At 63.4% G+C, this 15,625-nt stretch carries 13 protein-coding genes; 10 read left to right on the top strand and 3 right to left on the bottom strand.

Features of this window, described 5'->3' with window-relative positions; genetic code table 11:
* The first annotated feature begins 25 nt into the window (after positions 1 to 25).
* From OOZ51_RS12560 to OOZ51_RS12570, 3 genes are all read left to right on the top strand, one after another.
* Positions 26 to 685 (top strand): ATP-dependent Clp protease proteolytic subunit, encoded by a 660-nt coding sequence (locus OOZ51_RS12560; RefSeq protein WP_234749864.1) that lies wholly within the window; start codon positions 26 to 28, stop codon positions 683 to 685.
* Between the two features lie 184 nt (positions 686 to 869).
* On the top strand, positions 870 to 2,156 hold the full coding sequence (clpX, locus tag OOZ51_RS12565) for an ATP-dependent Clp protease ATP-binding subunit ClpX (RefSeq protein ID WP_265979940.1): 1,287 nt from the start codon (positions 870 to 872) through the stop codon (positions 2,154 to 2,156).
* Positions 2,157 to 2,237: 81 nt separating this feature from the next.
* Positions 2,238 to 2,852 carry a mycothiol-dependent nitroreductase Rv2466c family protein gene (locus OOZ51_RS12570; RefSeq protein WP_265979941.1) on the top strand — a complete coding sequence of 205 codons (615 nt, stop codon included), beginning with the start codon at positions 2,238 to 2,240 and terminating at the stop codon, positions 2,850 to 2,852.
* Positions 2,853 to 2,936: 84 nt separating this feature from the next.
* On the opposite strand, the gene OOZ51_RS12575 is transcribed toward OOZ51_RS12570, so the two are convergent.
* Complete coding sequence (locus tag OOZ51_RS12575; RefSeq protein ID WP_265979942.1) at positions 2,937 to 3,812, bottom strand: Fpg/Nei family DNA glycosylase; 876 nt, start codon at positions 3,810 to 3,812, stop codon at positions 2,937 to 2,939.
* Positions 3,813 to 4,196: 384 nt separating this feature from the next.
* Positions 4,197 to 6,818 carry a valine--tRNA ligase gene (gene valS, locus OOZ51_RS12580; protein ID WP_265979943.1) on the bottom strand — a complete coding sequence of 874 codons (2,622 nt, stop codon included), beginning with the start codon at positions 6,816 to 6,818 and terminating at the stop codon, positions 4,197 to 4,199.
* A gap of 63 nt (positions 6,819 to 6,881) precedes the next feature.
* On the opposite strand from valS, the gene OOZ51_RS12585 reads away from it, so the two are divergent.
* From OOZ51_RS12585 to ndk, 7 genes are all read left to right on the top strand, one after another.
* Positions 6,882 to 7,259, top strand: coding sequence for a DUF488 domain-containing protein (locus OOZ51_RS12585; protein WP_265979944.1), 378 nt, complete (start codon positions 6,882 to 6,884; stop codon positions 7,257 to 7,259).
* Positions 7,256 to 7,894, top strand: coding sequence for a class I SAM-dependent methyltransferase (locus OOZ51_RS12590; RefSeq protein ID WP_265979946.1), 639 nt, complete (start codon positions 7,256 to 7,258; stop codon positions 7,892 to 7,894). The genes OOZ51_RS12585 and OOZ51_RS12590 overlap by 4 nt, the downstream gene beginning before the upstream one ends.
* Before the next feature lie 9 nt (positions 7,895 to 7,903).
* Positions 7,904 to 8,662 carry an SDR family oxidoreductase gene (locus OOZ51_RS12595; RefSeq protein ID WP_265979947.1) on the top strand — a complete coding sequence of 253 codons (759 nt, stop codon included), beginning with the start codon at positions 7,904 to 7,906 and terminating at the stop codon, positions 8,660 to 8,662.
* A 327-nt stretch (positions 8,663 to 8,989) separates the two neighbouring features.
* Complete coding sequence (ileS, locus tag OOZ51_RS12600) at positions 8,990 to 12,322, top strand: isoleucine--tRNA ligase (protein ID WP_265979948.1); 3,333 nt, start codon at positions 8,990 to 8,992, stop codon at positions 12,320 to 12,322.
* Between the two features lie 3 nt (positions 12,323 to 12,325).
* Complete coding sequence (locus OOZ51_RS12605; RefSeq protein WP_265979950.1) at positions 12,326 to 13,687, top strand: bifunctional folylpolyglutamate synthase/dihydrofolate synthase; 1,362 nt, start codon at positions 12,326 to 12,328, stop codon at positions 13,685 to 13,687.
* A 2-nt stretch (positions 13,688 to 13,689) separates the two neighbouring features.
* Entirely contained in the window at positions 13,690 to 14,142 is a 453-nt protein-coding gene (locus tag OOZ51_RS12610) for a DUF4233 domain-containing protein (protein WP_265979952.1), read from the top strand.
* A 54-nt stretch (positions 14,143 to 14,196) separates the two neighbouring features.
* Positions 14,197 to 14,616 carry a nucleoside-diphosphate kinase gene (ndk, locus tag OOZ51_RS12615; protein ID WP_265979954.1) on the top strand — a complete coding sequence of 140 codons (420 nt, stop codon included), beginning with the start codon at positions 14,197 to 14,199 and terminating at the stop codon, positions 14,614 to 14,616.
* A gap of 88 nt (positions 14,617 to 14,704) precedes the next feature.
* On the opposite strand, the gene OOZ51_RS12620 is transcribed toward ndk, so the two are convergent.
* A complete protein-coding gene (locus OOZ51_RS12620; protein ID WP_265979955.1) occupies positions 14,705 to 15,418 on the bottom strand; it encodes a vitamin K epoxide reductase family protein in 714 nt (237 codons plus the stop codon).
* Positions 15,419 to 15,625 lie beyond the last annotated feature (207 nt).

Consider the following 15,625-nt stretch of genomic DNA (forward strand, 5'->3'; position numbering starts at 1 on the left):
AACATTCAGATCAGGAGCAATAAACATGAACTACAACTTTGGATGGTCTGCCGGTAATCTCCCGTCCAGCCGGTATGTCCTCCCGCAGTTCGAAGAGCGCACGCCCTATGGCTTCAAGCGCCAGGACCCGTACACGAAGCTCTTCGAGGACCGCATCATCTTCCTCGGCGTGCAGGTTGACGACGCTTCCGCCGACGACATCATGGCCCAGCTGCTGGTACTCGAGTCCACGGACCCGGACCGCGACATCACGTTGTACATCAACTCCCCAGGTGGCTCGTTCACGGCCATGACGGCCATCTACGACACCATGACGTACATTCGGCCGGAGATCCAGACTGTTTGCCTGGGACAGGCGGCCAGTGCCGCTGCCGTGCTGCTCGCGGCAGGTACTGCCGGGAAGCGTCTCGCACTGCCGAACGCCCGGGTACTGATCCACCAGCCGTCGCTGTCCGGCGGCCAGGGCGGGCAGGCCTCGGACCTCGAGATCCAGGCCGCAGAAGTCATGCGCATGCGCTCCTGGCTCGAGGACACGCTGGCCAAGCACTCAGGCCGGACGCCGGAACAGGTCAACAATGACATCGAGCGCGACAAGATCCTCACCGCCGCAGAAGCGATGAACTATGGATTGATCGACCAGGTGCTTGATTCCCGCAAAATCAAGCCCCAGGCAATCGCCAGGTAACTGGCCAAAATTCGACGCCGGTGCGGTTCAGGAAATATGGACCGCATCGGCGTTCTGTTTCAACCCAAGCAGCCCATTGTGTCCTACAGTGGAAGTTGTCATGGTGGCGCCCCCGCTGCGATCTTGCGAACTTGGCGGATAGGTACGGGGCTGCACCACCCGCATGAAACGAAGGGATTCCCACATGGCTCGGATTGGCGAGAGCACGGATCTGCTGAAGTGTTCTTTCTGCGGAAAGAGCCAGAAGCAGGTGCGGAAGCTGATTGCCGGGCCCGGCGTGTACATCTGCGACGAGTGCATCGAACTCTGCAATGAGATCATCGAAGAGGAGCTCGCCGAAGTGTCGGATCTGGGCAGCTTTGAGTTGCCCAAGCCGCGGGAAATTTTCGATTTCCTCCAGGAGTACGTCATTGGCCAGGAGCCTGCGAAACGCTCCCTCGCCGTCGCGGTCTACAACCACTACAAGCGCATCCAGGCGGGTCACGCGCCGAAGACGGGACTGGGCGAAGGCGGACACCACGAGGACGTGGAGATCGCCAAGTCCAATATCCTGCTCATTGGCCCCACCGGTTGCGGCAAGACCTACCTGGCACAGACGCTCGCCCGCCGCTTGAACGTTCCTTTCGCCGTCGCTGACGCCACCGCCTTGACTGAAGCCGGATACGTGGGCGAGGACGTAGAAAACATCCTGCTTAAGCTCATCCAAGCGGCTGATTACGACGTCAAGAAAGCCGAACAGGGCATCATCTACATCGACGAGATCGACAAGATTTCGCGTAAGAGCGAGAACCCGTCCATCACACGCGACGTCTCCGGTGAAGGCGTACAGCAGGCACTCCTGAAGATTCTCGAAGGGACGGTGGCCTCGGTTCCACCGCAGGGTGGCCGTAAGCACCCGCATCAGGAATTCATCCAGATCGACACCACCAATGTGCTGTTCATTGTGGCCGGCGCCTTTGCCGGACTCGAGGACATCATCGGATCGCGGTCCGGCCGCAAGGGCATTGGATTCGGGGCCCCGCTCAACGAGGTCAAGGACAACGTGGACAGCTACGGCGAGGTGATGCCGGAGGACCTGCTCAAATTTGGGCTGATTCCTGAATTCATCGGACGCCTGCCTGTGATCACCACCGTGTCCAACCTTGACCGCTCGGCGCTTATCCAGATTCTCTCCAAGCCCAAGAACGCGCTGGTCAAGCAGTACCAGAAGATGTTCCAGCTGGACGGCGTAGAGCTCTTGTTCGACGACGACGCCCTGGACTCGATTGCCGACCAGGCCCTAGAACGTGGCACCGGAGCCCGTGGCCTGCGCGCCATCATGGAGGAAGTGCTGCTGCCGGTTATGTTCGACTTGCCCAGCCGTGACGACATCGCCAGCGTTGTTATCACCGCCGACGCCGTCAACAAGAAGGGCCAGCCCACCATGATCGCGCACGAGGTCGTGGCGAAGCGGCGGAATAAGTCCGCCTAGCCCGGGGTTGGCATAGCTGGTGCCGGACGCGCATTCTTCCGGCTAGCCGCGCCCCTGTACGTTCTATCCGAGGAGTTCCCTATGCCCGAGCAGATCGCAAACAAGGTTGATTTCTGGTTCGACCCCATGTGCCCTTTCGCCTGGGTGACATCCCGCTGGATTGGCGAAGTGGAAGACGTCCGTGGCATCGAGACCACCTGGAACGTCATGAGCCTTTCCGTGCTTAACGAGGGCCGCGAACTTCCGGCAGAGTACGCCGAGAAGATGGAGCTTGGCTGGGGACCGGTCCGGGTCATCATTGCCGCCCGCGAGCTGCACGGAGACGAGTACATCAAGCCGCTGTACGACGCGATGGGTTCCCTCATCCACCACGATGGCATCAAGGACTTCGCCGAGGTCATCTCCAAGGCCCTGGCTGAAACCGGCCTGCCCGCCGAGTTGGCCCGCTTTGCCGATTCCGAGGAATACGACGTCCAGCTGCGTGCCAGCCACGAATCCGGTATTTCCTTGGTGGGCCAGGACGTGGGGACCCCGGTGGTTGCGGTGAATGGGACTGCATTCTTCGGACCCGTTCTGACCCGTATTCCCCGAGGCGAAGAAGCCGGCCGAATCTGGGATGCCACGGTCACGTTGGCCGGCTACCCGCACTTCTTCGAGCTCAAGCGCAGCCGCACCGAAAGCCCCGAATTCAACTAGGCAGGACTCCGGCTCGCGGTTGAACGGATCGCGGTTGAGCGGCTCGCGGTTGAGCTAAGCGCGGTTGGGCGAACCCTGGCCTGGCTATTTCAGGAAGCGCGACGTTCTACGGTCCGCCAGGATCTTTCCGTTCGTTTGGCAGGTCGGGCAATACTGCAACGCGGTGTCGGCAAAGGACACCTCACGGATCGTGGTCCCGCACACCGGGCATGGCTGGCCCGCCCTGCCATGCACCCTCATGGTGCTCCGCTTCGCGTCCTTGAGCTCGTTGGAGGCTTTCCCGGTTGCGGCGGCGACAGCCGCACCCAGGACGCTTTCGATGGCCTCATAAAGGACCTGGGTGGTATTCCTGTCCAGCGACTTGGCGATCGCGAACGGTGAAATTCTGGCGGCGTGGAGGATCTCGTCGCTGTAGGCGTTCCCGATGCCCGCGATGACGCTCTGGCTGCGGAGCAGTCCTTTGACCTGGTGTGAGCTTGTGGCCAGGATCCCGGTCAAGGTTTCGGCGGTGAATTCAGGGCTCAGGGGGTCCGGACCCAGGGTTGCAATACCCGGGACGTCCATGGGGCTTCGCACCACGTACACGGCCAGGCTTTTCTTCGTGCCCGCCTCCGTCAGATCCACGCCGACGTGCGTTGAGCCATCGGTCTTGGTGAAGCTGAGCCTGGCGGCAATATTGCTGCCGCCCATCCGTAGATGGGCCTGCGACGGCTGTTCGGTGTAGCGCAACCATCCGGCCTTGGCGAGGTGGAAAATGAAATGGGTCCCGTCAGCGTCGAGACTGATGAACTTGCCGAAGCGCTCCACCCCGAGGACTTTCCGACCCTCCAGGGACGAATACGGTGGATCGGCGGTCTTGAGCACTGCAAAGGAGGTGATCTGGATCTTCGTCAATTCGGCACCGAGAAGATTCCTGCCCAGGAAGGCGGCTAGTCCGGCCACTTCGGGAAGTTCTGGCATAGCAACACTGTCCCACAAAGCACCCACCTGCCAGAACCCCGGAGGCCAGTCACGAACGCCAGGAATTACATGGAAGTAGTTCCTGAAGAGGGCTTGTGCTGGCTGGAGCGCGGGTCAAGAATAGAACTTACCCACTTCGAAAGAAGAGGGACACGGAAACCAAAGATTCAGTGATATGTATCTGACGCAGCCTTCGGCAAAGTTGGATGCAAGCTACCAGTGACGAGGTAGGAAGACCTGAAAGTCCGAGGATTCCGCCAGACTGTCGAGACGTCACCAGGCAGCCGAAAAGTCGAAGCCCCACCAACGGCTAAACGCTGATGGGGCTTCCCCTTTGCCCGAAAACTCACGGACAAGGCCCGGAAACTCCCGGGCTCTTCGAAACTAGGCCTGCGCGGGCTCCTCGGCAGGTGCCAGGACCACGTCGCTCACCGTGAGTTCGCCGTCAGCGGCTACCAGCGAAATCTCCTGTGCGTTGGCTGCGGCCTTCAAATCTCCCAGTCCGGCTTCCAGCTGCGCAACAAAGGATTCTCCCGCGGTGATCGTGGCGGAGAGAACTTCGGTGCGCTGCTTGACCTTGGCCTCTGACTTGGCCTTGCGGATGCCACTCAGCGCAATGCCAACGGTGCCCAGCATGGTGGTGTCGCCGTCGACGATTTCCAGGGCCGCAGGCCACGCCGCGCGGTGCACCGAGCCTGTGCGCCACCAGCTCCAGACTTCTTCGGTGGCGAAGGGCAGGAACGGCGCGAACAGGCGCAAGAGTGAATCCAGCGTGGTGGCGAGGGCTGCAAGGACGGAGGCCTGCTCCGTCTCACCGGCAGCACCGTAAGCGCGGTCCTTGATGAGCTCAACATAATCGTCAGTGAACTGCCAAAAGAACGATTCCGTGATCTGGAGGGCGCGCGCGTAGTCGTAGTTGTCGAACGCTTTGGTGGACTGAGCCACGACGTCGGCCAGCTGTGCCAGCAGCGCACGGTCCAGGGGGTTGCCCAGGACGGACAGGTCCGCGCCGACAACCGAGTTCTCGGTTGCGCCTAGGTTCAGCACGAACTTGGAGGCGTTGAGCAGCTTGATGGCCAGGCGACGGCCGATCTTCATCTGGGCGATTTCGTAGGCGGTGTCCGCGCCAAGCTTGGCCGAGGCAGCCCAGTAACGGACGGCGTCGGAACCGAATTCGTTGAGGACGTCGGTCGGAACCACCACGTTGCCCTTGGACTTGGACATCTTCTTGCGGTCCGGATCCAGGATCCAGCCCGAGATGGCGGCGTGCTTCCACGGCGCGCTGTTCTGCAGGGCATCTGCCCGCACAGCCGAGGAAAAGAGCCAAGTGCGGATGATGTCGTGGCCTTGGGGACGGAGGTCGAAGGGGTAGACCTTGCCGAACAGTTCCTCGTCACGGCTCCAGCCGCCCACGATCTGCGGTGTCAGGGAGGACGTGGCCCAGGTATCCAGGACGTCCGCGTCACCGATGAAGCCGTTGGGCTGCTCGCGCCGGGACTCGTCGAAGCCGGGAGCCGCGTCTGCCGCTGGGTCCACGGGCAAGGACTCGTCGGACGGGAGGATCGGGTTCGCGTAGTCCGGGTTGCCCTGGGCATCAAGCGGGTACCAGACGGGGATCGGCACGCCGAAGAAGCGCTGGCGTGACACGAGCCAGTCGCCGTTCAATCCGGAGATCCAGTTCTCGTAGCGGGAGCGCATGAAGGACGGGTGGAACTCGATCTCGTGTCCGCGTGCGATCAACCGTTCGCGGCGGTCCTCGTCCCGGCCGCCGTTGCGGATATACCATTGGCGCGACGTGACAACTTCGAGAGGCTTGTCGCCCTTTTCGAAGAAGTTCACCGGGTGAGTGATCTTCTTAGGCTCGCCGTCCAGCAGATCGGCAGCCGTGAGAAGTTCCACCACGGCTTCCTTTGCGCCGAACACAGTCTTTCCGGCGATCGCGGCATAGGCTTCGCGGCCGGCGTCGGTGGTGATCCATTCCGGAGTCTCCGCGATGATGCGGCCGTCGCGGCCCACAATCGCCCGCGTGGGCAACTGCAGCTCGCGCCACCAGGTGACGTCCGTCAGGTCGCCGAAGGTGCAGACCATGGCGATGCCTGAGCCTTTGTCCGCCTTGGCAAGCGGGTGCGCCTTGACCTCCAGTTCGACGTCGAACAGGGGAGACGTCACGGTCTTGCCGAACAGCGGCTGGTAGCGCTCGTCGTCGGGGTTTGCCACCAGGGCCGCGCACGCCGCGAGCAGTTCCGGGCGCGTGGTCTCGACGTAGATCTTCTCGCCGTCGGCGGTGAAGAAGGGGTAGCGGTAGTACGCGCCGGCAACTTCGCGGTCTTCCAGCTCGGCCTGCGCGACGGCGGTGCGGAACGTCACGTCCCACAACGTGGGAGCCTCGGCCATGTAGGCGTCGCCGGCGTTCAGGTTCGCGAGGAAGGCGCGCTGGGACACCGCACGGGAAGTGTCATCGATGGTGCGGTACGTGAGGTCCCAGTCCACGGACAAGCCAAGGGTCTGGAACAGGTTCTCGAAGACCTTCTCGTCCTCCACGGCGAGTTCCTCGCAGAGTTCGATGAAGTTCTGCCGGGAGACGACGTCGAAGTCCCGCTGGTTCTTTGCGGGCTCCGCCGGCGGGCGGTAGCCGGCGTTGTACGGAATGGCGGGATCGCAGCGGACGCCGTAGTAGTTCTGGACGCGGCGCTCGGTGGGCAGGCCGTTGTCGTCCCAACCCATCGGGTAGAACACGTTCTTGCCGGTCATGCGCATGTAGCGGGCCTGGACATCCGTCTGCGTGAACGAGAACATGTGGCCCACGTGGAGCGAACCCGAGGCGGTAGGCGGGGGAGTGTCGATCGAGTAGACCTGCTCCCGGGTGGTGTCCGGGTTGAACTTGTAGGTTCCTTCGTCCAGCCAGCGCTGCGTCAGGGCAGCCTCAAGGCCTTCAAGGGCCGGCTTGTCGGGAACGTTGATGGGGGCGGTGGCGGGCGTGTCTGTACCCTGCGTTGATTCAGCCATGGGCCAATTGTTTCATGGCCCCCATTGTTCCGCGGCACGGGGACGTGCAGTAGCATGCGGCCCATGACGGAACTCAGGGACGTTTTGGCGATCAAGCGCATCTATGACGAAGCAGCCGACGACGACGGCTACCGGGTTTTGGTGGACCGGCTCTGGCCGCGAGGGGTATCCAAGGAACGCGCCCGTTTGGATCTCTGGCTGAAGGAAATCGCGCCATCGCCCCCGCTGCGAACGGAATTTGCGCACATGCAGGAGCGCTTTGCGGACTTCAAGAAGCAGTATGAGGCCGAGCTGGAACAGAATCCTGCCGTTGGCCAGTTGCTGGAGTTGGCGGCCGGCAAGAAGCGCCTGACCCTGCTTTACGGAGCCCGGGACCCCGATGTCAACCACGCCCGCGTGCTCCTGGAGTTCTTGCTTGGCGCCGGGGCGGCGGGCAAATGACCCCGCCGCATCCGCGCTTCGCGCGGGCCTACGCCCGGGCCGTTCCGGCGATAAACCTCCGCGGCGGAACTGAGCACCGGCGCAGCTTGCTGGCCGGTCTGCGTGGCCGCGTCATTGAGGTCGGCGCCGGCGAGGGCTCGTCGTTCGGACTGTACCCGGCCACCGTGGAAAGCGTCCTTGCGGTTGAACCTGATGATTACCTCAGGGGGCTTGCCGGAGCTAAGGCAGGGCTTGCTGCTGTGCCGGTCACGGTTGTTCCCGGAACAGCCGAAAATCTTCCAGCGGCCGACGGGGAGGCGGACGCCGTCGTGGTCAGTCTTGTCCTCTGCAGCGTCGCCGACCAGGCGGCGGTGTTGGCGGAAATCCGCCGCGTGCTGCGCCCCGGCGGAACCCTGGCATTCTACGAGCACGTGCGCTCGGACCGTAGGATTCTCGCCGCCGTCGAGGATCTGCTCACTCCGGCCTGGCAGCACATGGCCGGAGGCTGCCATCCCAACCGCAACACCCTTCAGGCGATCGGCGCCGCCGGCTTCCAGGTGCTGCACAATGAGCGGTTCGGCTTCTCTGCCGGCCCGCTGTCCCCGCCGATCGCCCACATCCTTGGCCGGGCGATTTCTCCCGGCGAACCACGTTAGGGTGGTGCCATGACTGAGGAAGTACAGACGAAGACCGCAGTAGTGACCGGCGCCAGCACAGGAATCGGCGAAGCCACAGTGCGGGCCCTCACCGCAGATGGATGGAACGTGTTCGCCGTCGCCCGGCGAGCCGAACGGCTCGCGGCCCTCGGCGCCGAGACCGGCGCCGTGCCGTTCGCAGCGGATATCACCGACGACGACGACGTCGCCGCCTTGCTCTCCGCCGTCACCGAAGCCGGGGGAGCAGACACCCTCATCAATATTGCCGGCGGCGCACGAGGCGCAGACACCCTGGCCAATGCTCAGACCGAAGACTGGGACTGGATGTACCAAGTCAACGTGCTCGGCACCCTGAAGCTGACCCGGGCCTTCCTCCCGATGCTGCGGGCCAACGGCGAGGGCACCGTCCTGAACCTGACGTCGACCGCGGGATTCACGGCCTACGAGGGCGGCGGCGGATACAACGCGGCCAAGTTCGCCCAACACGCCATGACCGGCGCCCTGCGCCTGGAGGAAGCCGAGAACAACATCCGCGTCATCGAGGTGGCGCCCGGCCTCGTCCGCACGGAGGAATTCGCCCTCAACCGCCTCGGCGATGCCACTGCGGCAGCAAAGGTGTATGCCGGCGTCGAGAAGCCGCTCACGCCGGAGGACGTCGCCGACGTCGTCAAGTACGCGGTCTCCGTGCCGCACCACATCAACCTGGACGAGATCATCGTCCGTCCGGTGGCACAAGCGGCAACGCACAAGTTGATCCGCAAGGGCTGAGGCGTCCAGGCGCCGCGCGCTCCACGCCCCAAGTGGAGCTCGCGGCTCCGCTGCCGCTAGACTTGTGGCACAAGCTTCGACCCGGACATCACCGGTGAGCTTCCGGAAGAACGCCCCGGCACCAAGGGTCAGTAGAACCGGACGGGTAAGCCCGTCACAGCAGCAATGAGCGGCCGAACGCCGGACAGCTCCCTTCAAAGGGAGCAGTGCCAGCGGCGGTAAGTGAGGTGGTACCGCGGTACCGGCGCTGTTGGAAACAACGGCCTGGCGCCGTCCTCGCATCCTGAATGAAACTTTGTGTTCACCGGCTCAACCCAGGATGAAGAGATGACGTATTACCCCAAGGCCTCCGCAGCACTGTCCGGCACAGCTTTGTCCGGCGCCGCAACAGGAGTGTCCGCCTCCGTGAAGTTCCCGGAGATCGAAGAGCGCATCCTCAAGTACTGGGATGAAGACGGCACCTTCCAAGCCAGCATCGACCAGCGCAGCGCTGATCTTCCCGGCGGGCACCCTGGCAGCAACGAGTTCGTCTTCTATGACGGCCCTCCCTTCGCCAACGGCCTGCCCCACTACGGCCACCTCCTGACCGGTTACGCCAAGGACCTGGTGGGCCGGTACCAGACCCAGCGGGGCAAGCGCGTCGAGCGACGCTTCGGCTGGGATACGCACGGCCTTCCCGCTGAGCTCGAAGCCATGAAGCAACTGGGCATGACCGATAAGACCCAGATCGAAGCCATGGGCATCGACAAGTTCAACGACGCCTGCCGCGCCTCCGTCATGAAGTACGCGGACGAGTGGAAGAGCTACGTCACGCGCCAGGCCCGCTGGGTGGACTTCGACAACGACTACAAGACACTCAACGTCGAATACATGGAGTCGGTCCTCTGGGCCTTCAAACAGCTCCACGAGAAGGGCCTCACCTACAACGGCTACCGGGTCCTGCCGTACTGCTGGAAGGACGAGACCCCGCTGTCCAACCATGAGCTGCGCATGGATGACGATGTCTACAAAAACCGCCAGGACCAGACCGTCACCGTGACTTTCCCCATCAAGGCCGGGGAGTCGGACCTCTCCAAGTCCCTTGAGGGTGTGCAGGCGCTCGCCTGGACCACCACCCCCTGGACACTGCCCACCAACCTGGCGCTCGCCGTCGGGCCCGACATCTCCTACGCGGTGGTTCCGGCCGGTCCGAACGGCATCAAGGCCGCCTCCCCGGAGGCCCCGGTGACGGGCAGCTTCCTGCTGGCCGCCGATCTCCTCGGCACCTACGCCAAGGATCTCGGGTACGACGACGGTGCTGCCGCGGCCGCCGCCATCACCGCCAGTTACACCGGCTCCCAGTTGGCCGGCCTGGAATACGAACCGCTTTGGGATTACTTCTCCGACGTCGAAAAGTACGGTACGCAGAACGGCTGGCGGTTCCTCGTAGCGGACTACGTCACCACCACGGACGGTACGGGCATCGTCCACCAGGCCCCGGCCTATGGTGAAGACGACCAGAAAGTCTGTGAGGACGCCGGTATCCCCGTGGTGCTTTCCGTTGACGAGGGCGCCAAGTTCCTCCACCTGTTCGCGCACGGGCCCCTTGCCGAGATCTCCGGGCTGCAGGTCTTCGATGCCAACAAGCCCATCACGCAGGCCCTCCGCTCCGGCGGACGCTTGGTTCGCCAGGCCAGCTACGAGCACAGCTACCCGCACTGCTGGCGCTGCCGCAACCCCTTGATCTACCGTGCCGTGTCCTCCTGGTACGTGGAGGTCACCAAGTTCAAGGATCGGATGTCCGAGCTGAACCAGGAGATCAACTGGATCCCTGGCAACGTCAAGGACGGACAGTTCGGAAAATGGTTGGCCAACGCCCGCGACTGGTCCATCAGCCGCAACCGTTACTGGGGCTCGCCCATCCCGGTGTGGCAGTCCGACGACCCCGAGTACCCGCGCACCGACGTCTACGGCTCCCTCGCCGAGATGGAAGCCGATTTCGGGCGCCTGCCGGTGAACAACGACGGCCAAGTTGACTTGCACCGCCCGTTCATCGACGAACTCACCAGGCCCAACCCGGACGATCCGCGCTCTCCGGAAGAGGGTCAGTCCACCATGCGCCGCGTCGAGGACGTCCTCGACGTCTGGTTCGATTCCGGCTCCATGCCCTACGGCCAGGTGCACTATCCGTTCCAGAACGAAGAATGGTTCGAGACCCACAACCCTGCAGACTTCATCGTCGAGTACATCGGGCAGACGCGCGGCTGGTTCTACATGCTGCACATCCTGTCCACGGCACTCTTCGACCGGCCCGCTTTCCGCAACGTGATCAGCCATGGCATCGTCCTGGGCTCGGACGGGCAGAAGATGTCCAAGAGCCTGCGCAACTACCCGGACGTCTCCGAGGTCCTGGACCGCGACGGCTCCGACGCCATGCGCTGGTTCCTGATGTCCAGCCCCATCCTGCGCGGCGGCAACCTCGTGGTCACCGAGCAGGGAATCCGCGACGGCGTCCGCCAGGTCATCCTGCCGCTATGGAACGTGTACAGCTTCTTCACTCTGTACACGAACGCCTCCCATGGTGGCGCCGGCTACGACGCCAAACTGCGCTACGACGGTTACACCGACACTCTGGACCAGTACTTGCTGGCAAACACCGGCGACCTCGTCCGCAACATCACCTCCAGCCTGGACGAATACGACATTTCCGGCGCCTGCGATGAACTTCGCAGCTACCTGGACATGCTCACCAACTGGTACGTGCGCCGCAGCCGCCAGCGCTTCTTCGACGAGAACGCCGACGCTTTTGACGCCCTCTACACGGCGCTCGAAGCCGTCTGCCGCGTCTCTGCATCGCTGCTTCCCCTGGTTTCCGAGGAGATCTGGCGGGGCTTGACCGGCGGCCGCTCCGTGCACTTGGCGGATTGGCCCGAGGCCGCGCTGTTCCCCGCAAACCCGGATCTCGTGGAAGCCATGGACCGCGTCCAGCAGATCTGCTCCGCCGGTTCCAGCCTGCGCAAGGCCGCCAACCTCCGCGTTCGCCTGCCGCTGCGGGAACTCACGGTGGTGGCACCCGGTGCGGATGCGCTGGAGGGCTTCGCCGCCGTCGTCGCGGATGAACTGAACCTGCGTTCCGTCCGGCTCCTGGACGCCGCTACGGCGTCGCCGGAGGAATTCGGCATCGAGCAGAAACTCGTGGTCAATGCCCGCGCGGCAGGTCCACGCCTGGGCAAGAACGTCCAGCAGGCCATCAAAGGCTCCAAGTCGGGCGACTGGTCGGTTTCCGATGCAGGAGTGGTCACGGCAGGCGGCCTTGAACTGGAACCGCTGGAGTACACGCTGGAAACCGTCGTCGCGGAATCTGCTGACGGATCCTCCGCGGCCGTGGCTGTCCTCCCCGGTGGTGGCTTCGTGGTCCTGAACACCGAGGTCACCCCGGAACTTGCTGCCGAAGGCCTGGCGCGCGACATGGTCCGTGCCATCCAGCAGGCCCGCAAGGACGCTGGACTCAACGTCAGCGACCGCATCCACACCACCGTGCTGGCTGTCCACGACGTTGTTGACGCGCTTCGCGCCAATGAAGAGCTGGTCAAGACCGAAACCCTGTCCCTCAAGCTCGACCCCGTCGTCTCCGGCGACGCCGTCGAGCCGCAGATCACCGTTACAAAGATCGAGGCCTAGTACATGAGCGACGAATTCTCCGTAGAAAGCGTCTACGCCGAACTCCTGGGCCGCGCCCCGGAAAACAAGATGGAGCCGCGGCTGGCGCCGCTGTACCGGGCCATGGACGTGCTAGGGGAGCCTAACAAGGCGTTCCCCATCATCCACATCACGGGCACCAACGGCAAGACATCCACAGCCCGCATGATCGAGGCTGGGCTTCGCGCCCATGGCTTGAGCACCGGCCGCTACACCAGTCCGCACCTGTCGAAGGTCACCGAACGCATCAGCATCGACGGCGAGCCGGTTTCGGATGAGACCTTCGTCCGGATCTGGGACGAGATCCGGCCTTACCTCGAGATCGTGGACAAGGAACTCGAGGCCGACGGCCAGCCCCGGCTCACGTACTTCGAGTGCCTGACCATCCTGGGTTTCGCGATCTTCGCTGACCAGCCCGTCAATGTCGCTGTCATTGAGGTTGGCCTTGGTGGCATCACGGATGCCACCAACGTGGGCGACGGCCAGGTTTCCGTGGTCACGCCGATTTCACTTGACCACACGGATCTCCTCGGCGACACCACCGAGGACATCGCCCGCGAGAAGGCCGGGATCATCAAGCCTGGCGGTTTCCTGGTCAGCGCGGCCCAGCCCGTGGACGCCGCGCAGGTGCTTTTGGAGAAGGCGCGCGAGGTTGGTGTGCCGTTCCGCTTCGAAGGCGTCGAATTCGGCGTGGAGTCCCGCAGCGTCGCCGTTGGAGGTCAAGTGCTGACCATCCAGGGTCTCGCGGGCCGCTATCAGGACCTGCTGCTGCCCTTGCACGGCGCCCACCAGGCTGAGAACGCCGCGGTCGCCGTCGCGGCCCTTGAGGCGTTCCTGGGGGGCGGCGAGAAGGAGCTCGACGGCGATGTCCTCCGCGAGGCTTTCGGCAACGTCACGTCGCCCGGCCGTCTTGAAGTGGTACGCACCGCTCCCACGATCATCGTGGACGCCGCGCACAACCCTGATGGCATACGCGTCTCGGCCGAGGCAATTGAAGAGGCCTTCAGCTTCAGCAAGCTGGTGGTGGTCCTCGGAGTCCTCAAGGAAAAAGACGCGGAAGAAATCCTGCGGCAGCTCAAGGAATCCCTGGGTGGACTGGCAGAGGAGTTCTGCTTCACGCAGTCGAGCTCACCGCGGGCTATCCCGGCCGCGCAACTGGCCGATCTCGCCGTCGACCTTGGCTTCGGTGCGGACAACGTCCACATTGCCGAGAAGCTGGATGACGCGATCGAATGGGCTGTGGAACGCGCTGAAGCCAACGAAGACCTGGCCGGCGGGGTACTTGTCACTGGTTCCATCACCGTGGTGGCCGAAGCCCGCATGCTCCTCGGAAAGACTGGTGCCTAAGCATGGCCAAACTCACGAAGGCCCAGCGCGAGTGGCGCCCGGGGATGCCCAAGAAGCGCCGTTCCACCAAAGTGATGTTCGCTTCGACCGTGCTCCTCCTGGAAGCTTTCGTCGCGTTCTTCGCCACCCTGGCTGTTTTCGGCTTGAAGCGCGGAGAGATATCGCCGGCACTGATCCTGACCTTCGGCATTACATTGAGCGTGGTGCTGGTCCTCGCCTGTGCTGTCCTCAGCAAGCCGTGGGGCGTCGGAGTTGGCTGGGCAATGCAGCTGGTCCTGATCTTTACCGGATTCGCCGAGCCTACGATGTTCGTCGTGGGAATCCTGTTTGCGGCGTGCTGGTGGTACGGCATCCGCGCCGGCATGAGGATTGACCGCGACAACGCCAAGCGCGATCGCGAGCAAGCCGAGTGGAACGCCTCGCACGGGGAAGACGCTACGGGTCAGTCCGCTTGAGCCAAACCCCGTAAACTGGCTGGGAAACCCACACACCACCACATTGGAGCAACCGTGAGCATTGAGCGCACCCTTGTACTGATCAAGCCCGACGGCGTCGCCCGCAACCTGAGCGGCAGCATCCTCGCCCGTGTTGAGTCCAAGGGATACTCCTTGGTCGAGTTGAAGAAGGTCAACGCCACCCGCGAGCTGCTGGAGGAGCACTACGAAGAGCACTTGGGCAAGCCGTTTTACGAGCCGCTGGTTGAGTTCATGCTCAGCGGCCCGGTCGTCGCGGCCATCTTCGAGGGCCACCGCGTGATCGAGGGCTTCCGCTCCCTTGCTGGAACCACGGACCCGACGACGGCGGCTCCCGGCACCATTCGCGGTGACTTCGGCCGCGACTGGGGCCTGGCCGTGCAGCAGAACCTGGTGCACGGTTCCGACTCGGTGGATTCCGCCGAGCGCGAGATCAAGATCTGGTTCGGCGCGTAGTTTTCCCCAAGCCAATGGCAGAAGGGGCCCATGTTCACGCGAACACGGGCCCCTTCTGCAGTTAATTGCTCAATTACGGGATAAGCGCTCAGTAGCCTGATGTGCCAATGAAGACGTTGATGAAGGCAAAGAAGATGCTCGCAATCACGGCAACGTAGAGCAGCGCGGAAATGATCCAACCGGATTCGCCCAGGATCTTGGCCAAGCGGGTGGGAGCCGGAATGACCCCATGCACCACGTTCCTGATGGTCACGAACACGAAAAGCGGAATCATGCATGCCCACACCACCATGCAGAACGGGCACAGGATGTGAATGACATACAAAGCCTGCGACCACAGCCACACGATGAAGATGAAGCCCAGTGTCACGCCGGTCTGAAGCCCGATCCAGTACCAGCGGGCAAACTTGGCCCCCGCAAAGATGGCCATGGCAGTGGTGATGATCACGGCAAAGGCCACGATGCCGATGAACATGTTGGGGAAGCCGAAGACCGAACTCTGCGGTGTCTTCATGACGCTGCCGCAGGACACCCACGGATTGACGTCGCAGACCGTTGCGTGGTTCGGGTCGATGAGGACCTGCAATTTCTCAAGGACGAGCGCGCCGGATGCCAGCCAGGCTATGGCACCGGTGACGAGCAGCAACCATGCAATGGGCCGGTCGCGGACCATGCGCGGCACGGCCGCGTCGGCGGTGTTTCCCCCATCGGGGCTCTTCCCTGCGTTGTCCTTCCCGGTTTTCTCCTGCCGGAGGGAGCGGGCGTTGCTATTGGCCAGGTTCTGGCTGGCGGGGCTCGGCATGGTTAGCGGTCCTTTACTGAAAAGCCCGGCCCAGGGCCGGGGGTGCTCTTGGGAGGATTCTAGCCGCGGTGGCTGGATGCGGCGTCCAGAGGGTCGCGGCACGGAAGCTTTCGCGAGGTGATTCCTGCCGGGAGCGCGGGCGTGTGAGAGAATGAACATGGCCGGAAGCCGATCCACATGCGGAATCCGGTCCGGTATCTTGTTCGC

The organism is Arthrobacter rhizophilus (assembly GCF_026241105.1).
GTDB lineage: Bacteria > Actinomycetota > Actinomycetes > Actinomycetales > Micrococcaceae > Arthrobacter.

Excerpts from the sequence above, each read along its gene's own strand:
- OOZ51_RS12610 (WP_265979952.1), top strand. The coding sequence starts at position 13,690 with ATGGCCAAACTCACGAAGGCCCAGCGCGAGTGGCGCCCGGGGATGCCC.
- clpX (WP_265979940.1), top strand. The coding sequence starts at position 870 with ATGGCTCGGATTGGCGAGAGCACGGATCTGCTGAAGTGTTCTTTCTGC.
- OOZ51_RS12605 (WP_265979950.1), top strand. The coding sequence starts at position 12,326 with ATGAGCGACGAATTCTCCGTAGAAAGCGTCTACGCCGAACTCCTGGGC.
- OOZ51_RS12590 (WP_265979946.1), top strand. The coding sequence starts at position 7,256 with ATGACCCCGCCGCATCCGCGCTTCGCGCGGGCCTACGCCCGGGCCGTT.
- OOZ51_RS12575 (WP_265979942.1), bottom strand. The coding sequence starts at position 3,812 with ATGCCAGAACTTCCCGAAGTGGCCGGACTAGCCGCCTTCCTGGGCAGG.
- valS (WP_265979943.1), bottom strand. The coding sequence starts at position 6,818 with ATGGCTGAATCAACGCAGGGTACAGACACGCCCGCCACCGCCCCCATC.
- OOZ51_RS12595 (WP_265979947.1), top strand. The coding sequence starts at position 7,904 with ATGACTGAGGAAGTACAGACGAAGACCGCAGTAGTGACCGGCGCCAGC.
- OOZ51_RS12620 (WP_265979955.1), bottom strand. The coding sequence starts at position 15,418 with ATGCCGAGCCCCGCCAGCCAGAACCTGGCCAATAGCAACGCCCGCTCC.
- OOZ51_RS12570 (WP_265979941.1), top strand. The coding sequence starts at position 2,238 with ATGCCCGAGCAGATCGCAAACAAGGTTGATTTCTGGTTCGACCCCATG.
- OOZ51_RS12585 (WP_265979944.1), top strand. The coding sequence starts at position 6,882 with ATGACGGAACTCAGGGACGTTTTGGCGATCAAGCGCATCTATGACGAA.
- ileS (WP_265979948.1), top strand. The coding sequence starts at position 8,990 with ATGACGTATTACCCCAAGGCCTCCGCAGCACTGTCCGGCACAGCTTTG.
- OOZ51_RS12560 (WP_234749864.1), top strand. The coding sequence starts at position 26 with ATGAACTACAACTTTGGATGGTCTGCCGGTAATCTCCCGTCCAGCCGG.